The organism is Bacillota bacterium, assembly GCA_040754675.1.
Classification (GTDB): domain Bacteria; phylum Bacillota; class Limnochordia; order Limnochordales; family Geochordaceae; genus Geochorda.
In genome coordinates, this window is sequence record JBFMCJ010000415.1 from 1 (window position 1) to 3679 (window position 3679).

Genomic DNA, 3679 nt, shown 5'->3' on the forward strand with positions numbered 1-3679 from the left:
CGGTGCCCACCGCCTGCCGGAGGTCTGCCCGTACCCTGCCCGCCGCCGCGTCCCCTGTCCCTTCTTTGACCGCCTCAAGACCTCCGCCGGCAACCCCGGCTGGTCGTCGTTCGTGGCCAGGCTATCTTCAAAACCCTTCACGTCCACCAGGACCCGATGATCCACGCTCTCCCCCAACCGGCACAACGCCGGCTGCGCCACGTACCGGTCGCCCCGAAGCCCCTCCAGCACCACGACCCGCTGATCGCAGTAGGCAAGCTGCTCCAGGTCTCCGGCCGGGTACGAGCGCGCCCACGCCATGACGGGCAGGGTGTGCAGGACCGCTCGCCCGAAGCGATCGAGCCCGGTCCGGCCAATCCATTGCGCCAGCGCATCCAGCCACTGCGCGCCGTACGTGAAGCCTTCGGGGCGCCTGCGCGCCGCCCTCTCCAGCTCGAGCACGACCGAGTCCGTCGACGGGTGCAGCGTGACCAGGATGGAATCCCCTGGATAGGGCCTTTGCCCGGGGTTCAGCAGGGAGCGCACCGAGAGGGCCCCTGCCTGCGGTTCTCCCCGTTCCCACGGTGTCACCCCCTTGCTCCTGAAGCCCGCCGGCCACCGGGAGGAGGCCGGCATGCTATCAAGCCACGCCTCCCGCGTGGCGGCCGCCTGAGCCAACGCCGCCTCCGTCACCGAGAGGATCCGGACCGGCTCGCCGTCGGGGGTGCGGAAGGAGACCATCGGCGGCGCCCCCATGTCATCCGGTGCAAAGGCCATCAGGAACGGCCGCAGCCGATCGAGGCTGACGAGCCCGGTGGCGGCGTCTCGCTGGGTTAGCTCCAGCCGGACCCGGACACCCTCCAGCATGACCCAGCCTGGCACGACCGCGTCGCCGAAAACGAGCCAGTCCCACCCGGTCTCCTGCAGTACCGCCAGGACGGCTGACCGTACCTCCTCCAGACTCCCTCGGCCTGACCGGATCTTCAGGTGCCGGGCGCGGGCAACCGCGTCGGCGAACTCATCCAGCGTCACCGGCCCTTCCAGGCGGCGCAACGCCTGTATCACCGTCCGGCGAAACGCAGAACGCCCCATCCTCCTCCACCCTATCCGTGGCGCCCGGCCCGTTCAGCGCTCTGGCAGCAGCCTCCTCAGATTGCGCTTGCGCCCGTGGCTCGCCCGCAGTGCCGTCAAATACTCCCTGAAGTCCTCCTCCCGTCCCATCCGCCCCATGAGCCCCCGTATCCGTTTCACCAGTTCGGCGGCCTCTTCATAGGCCGCGTTATGCGTTTGCGCGATCAGCAGCTCCGCACACGCCTGGTAGACCTTCACCGCATCACCGGGATGCTCACGTTCTCGCCGGGACGCCAGTTCGAGCCACAGTCCCTGGGGACACGCGTCCCGCCGTGCCCGCTCCCAGGCTTCCTCCACGAGCCCCTCCGCCAGCAGGATGCGGACCAACTCCACACTCCCGCCCCAGGAATCGGTAAACACCGGCCACCCTGCATCGAAAGCCACCCGCCGACGCGCCCCGGCGCCGTCAGCCGCACCCAACCTCTCCCGAGCAACCTTCAGCGCCCGGTCTCGCCACTCAAACCATTGCCCGCCCCTCTCCGCATGCTTGCGGAGTTCTTGATAGGCCCTGAATCCCGGCGTCTCGGCAAACGCCGCCCACACCAGGGCCACAGCGTCATCGTGCCGCCCCAAGCGGTGATACTCGTCCGCCACGAAGTCTCGCAGGCGCCAATCCTTGCCAAACGTCCTGAGGCCGGCTTCCGCCCACTCCAGGGCCTTTTCCGGACGCCCCGCATGCCGGTAAGTTTCGGCTATGTTGAGATAGCGGGCGGGAGTCGACAGATCCCGGCGCTTCACCGCCACGAGCGCCTCGATGTCGCCCGAAAGCTCGGCCAGTTCTTCCATGACGGTGACGAGCCGATACCGGTCGGGGAAGCCGGCGACGTCTTTATCCCCGGGCCCCAAGGCCGGCACCTGCTCCCACTGCACCCTCGCGAGACGCTGATACTCCTCCAGGCCGGCCTCGCCGAGCACGTCCGCGTACGCCTTCGGCGAGCCGAATGCCGTGTAACCACCGCCTCGCATCGCCCCCTCGAACAGGCGCCGGGCAAGCTGGACCGGATCCGGCCGGGCGATCATGCATGCCGTGTGGTGGATCCGCTGGAGGCGGTCGAGTTCGTCGCCCAGGACGCCGTCGGAATCGTCGACGTATTCGAGGGCGCGCTCGCTATCCCGCAGGGCCCGCTCTGCCACCTCGATGACCACGCCCGCGTGATCCTCGTCGCACAGCCTGGTCATCTCATCAACGAGATGGCCCAGCTGCCGCGCCAGGTCGGTCGCCGAGGCGTCCCCCCGTCCGGGGTAGGGACCGAACAGTTCGTCGACGGCCCGGTGGAGCGTTGCAGCGACCCGTTGAGGCAGCAACTGCCGGGAGGCCTCGAACCGCAGTTGGCGCAACAGGTGACCGTCACGCAGGGCGACCGTCAGGATCAGGTCGACGAGCCGGGTTTTGTCCAATCCGGAAAGGTAGGCGGCCACGTCGGGCAGGTCGACGGGGTCGTTCCTTTTTTCAGACTGCCTCTCACCACCTCCCCGGGGAACCCGGTCAGCCGTGACCTCCGCGTTCTGACCCTGTTCCATGACGGCAAGCCCCGCGGCCACGCAATGTTTGCAGAACCACCCGTCCTCGTACGCGGGACACGTGCAGTGGAACTGCAGCAGCGTGCCATCTACCCACAGGCGGACCCGATAAAGCTCGTTCCCTTCAACCTGTGCGGTCGCAAGCCACCGGTCAACGTCGAGCGATACCACGCGGCCCTGGTCGAAGTACGCCTTACCCCGCTCGAACGCTCCGGCTCCCGCCATCTCCTGGAGCAGCTTGACGCTCAGCACGTCAGCCAGGTTTGGCCTGTCAGCCTGGTGCAGCCGTGGCCGCTTCATCGCTTCACCACCCCTGGCGACAGCTTACGGCTCACCTGCCGGAGGCCCCTGGAGCACCTTCACCTCTTCCCGCTGCAGCGGCCGGCTCCCTGGCCCGCTCCCATTGTACCTGGCAGAAGGGTTCAACGCGAGGGCGAAGACGCCTGAGCCAGGGAGCGGGTGTATTTCACCACGGACGATGACCCGTTTTTCGTGGGCTACCCCGATCTGGGCGTAGGACGTGCCGGGCCCGGTCGGGCCTCAGAAGCGGCTGCCGTATACGCGGCGGGTAAGGACGCCTGCTCACCAGACGGAGCGTAAACGGTATTCGTGCGGGTTCCTGTGGAGATTCACGAGCGATACATCGAGAGCCGCCGCCCCGGAACCGACGAACCGGTCACCGTCATCGAGATCCTGTCACCCGACAGCAAGCGCCCGGACGAAGCCCGGACTGCCTACGAGTCCAAGCGGGCCCAGGTGCTTGCCAGCCAAATCCACCTCGTTGAAATCGACCTGCTCCGGGCGTACGGTGCGATGCCCATGACCCCGGAGCCCCGTGGCGCTCATTACCGCATCCTCGTCAGCCGTTCCCGGGAGCGGCCGAAGGCTCGGCTGTACGCTTTTTCGGTGAGGCAGCCGATCCCCGAGTTCCCCCTGCCCCTGGACCCGAGCGAACCCGAACCCACCATCCGCTTGGGGCTACTGCTTGCCGACCTCTACGACCGGGCGGGTTTCGATCTGCGGATTGACTACGCCAGGGCCCCGGAGC

General features: G+C 67.8%; 3 protein-coding genes. 1 reads left to right on the forward strand and 2 read right to left on the reverse strand.

Annotated elements, in window-relative coordinates:
- Both AB1609_18080 and AB1609_18085 read right to left on the reverse strand, forming a co-directional pair.
- The coding region (locus AB1609_18080) for a hypothetical protein (protein ID MEW6048355.1) at positions 1 to 1071 on the reverse strand (1071 nt) is incomplete at its 3' end.
- Positions 1072 to 1104: 33 nt separating this feature from the next.
- Positions 1105 to 2931 carry a DUF6880 family protein gene (locus AB1609_18085; GenBank protein ID MEW6048356.1) on the reverse strand — a complete coding sequence of 609 codons (1827 nt, stop codon included), beginning with the start codon at positions 2929 to 2931 and terminating at the stop codon, positions 1105 to 1107.
- 309 nt (positions 2932 to 3240) lie between these two features.
- Here AB1609_18085 and AB1609_18090 point away from each other — a divergent pair.
- On the forward strand, positions 3241 to 3679 hold a 439-nt coding region (locus tag AB1609_18090), incomplete at its 3' end, for a DUF4058 family protein (protein ID MEW6048357.1).